At 47.7% G+C, this 1,443-nt stretch carries 1 protein-coding gene; it reads right to left on the bottom strand.

Annotation, left to right across the window (positions count from 1 at the left end):
* Positions 1 to 276: 276 nt before the first annotated feature.
* The gene (locus BM329_RS14175; RefSeq protein WP_092554450.1) at positions 277 to 1,296 is read right to left on the bottom strand and encodes an IS110 family RNA-guided transposase; all 1,020 of its coding nucleotides are present in this window, start codon (positions 1,294 to 1,296) and stop codon (positions 277 to 279) included.
* Between the last annotated feature and the right edge of the window lie 147 nt (positions 1,297 to 1,443).

Genomic DNA, 1,443 nt, shown 5'->3' with positions numbered 1-1,443 from the left:
TGCTCTATATGAACGCATCCCGTTTGCAAGACAAAAATTACTCTGACATCGACGGTAGGTTGCAGCTCTATATCCGGCCTTATTACAGCCAGAGCTGCGGGCCTCGATGTAATCCGCTGACTGACTCCTCACTCTCCTAACGAGCTTTACGCTCAGAGCATAAATCAGGTTTAGCAAGTCACGGTCTTACCTGTCTTTGTCATCATTATTATTGCCTTAGCAATCTTTCTACATTCATCCTTGTCGTTAAAAGTGAAAGTTGATCAGTGAAACACCTCAGTAAGGTCTGACACTGACGTAATCTTTTTGATATTCCTGTTGATGGGCGACCAATGCCCAAACGGTACGAGCCAGCTTATTGGCCATCCCCACTATCACTACACAGACCGGACGGCGTTTTTTCAGCTCCGTCACCCACGGCAGCGGTGTTTTTGTCAGCAAGGTGGCCGCTCTTGCACCGTGAATAAACAGGGTTCTCAGATAGGTATCTCCCCGTTTACTGATGCCCAGTAATTTGACCCGGCCTCCCGTTCCCGTTTGTTTCGGCACCAGGCCCAAATAGGCCGAAAATTCCCTGCCCGACCGAAACGCTCTGGGATCGCCCATCGTTGCGATGGCGGCTGTCGCAATTAAGACACCGACGCCGGGAATTTTCATAATTCGCTGACAATCAGCATTCTGCTTTGCCCACGTCGTCAGTTGTTTTTCCACCTGTTCAATTTGTTCATCGATTTCGTTCAAACGGTGGTATTGCTTTTCAAGCAGATTGAGTAGGAATGGTGCCAGTTTTTCCTTTAGTCGCTCAAGGACTTCAGGCATGGCTTTATCCAGCGAGGTTCTGCCCTTATGTACGGTTTCACCAAATTCCAGCAGTAAACCATGTAACGAATTGATCTGCGCGGTTCTGAATTTGACGAGTTGATAGCGCATCCGGTGTAATGACAGAATGGCCTGCTGTTCTTCATTTTTGATAGCAACGGATTTACCGGGTTGCTGAACGGCCAGCCAAATCGCCCGGGCATCCTGAACATCGTTTTTATTTCCCATCCGAAATGCCCTGACAAACCGAGCCTTAAGCAAACGCACTTCATGTCCCAGCTTTCTCAGTTCCCGTGCCCAATAGTGAGCGCCACCGCACGCTTCCATACCAATCAAGCAAGGCTCACGGTTACTAAAGAAAGTTAAAAAATCATTTCGTTTTAGTTGCTTGTCAATGAGTTCACCGGTGTATTCATCAACAAAATGAATTTGCATCAAATGTTTTGCAATATCGACGCCAACAGGAGTAAATTTCATGGGTGGATCCTCCAGTCATCAGGGAGCAACAGGCTTCCCGCTTAGGCACTATAAGGCCGGAAATCTGAGAGGATCCATGCTTCACCTCTCAATTTCAGCACGGTGCCAAGGGCTAAGTGATTGGGATGCGCTCATTACATTCTCCTA

Origin of the sequence: Xenorhabdus koppenhoeferi, assembly GCF_900116635.1 — a bacterium.
GTDB classification, from domain to species: Bacteria; Pseudomonadota; Gammaproteobacteria; order Enterobacterales; family Enterobacteriaceae; genus Xenorhabdus; species Xenorhabdus koppenhoeferi.
Note: the sequence above shows the minus strand (reverse complement) of the source record. Positions and strands in the feature narration are given on the sequence as shown.

Excerpts from the sequence above, each read along its gene's own strand:
- BM329_RS14175 (WP_092554450.1), bottom strand. The coding sequence starts at position 1,296 with ATGAAATTTACTCCTGTTGGCGTCGATATTGCAAAACATTTGATGCAA.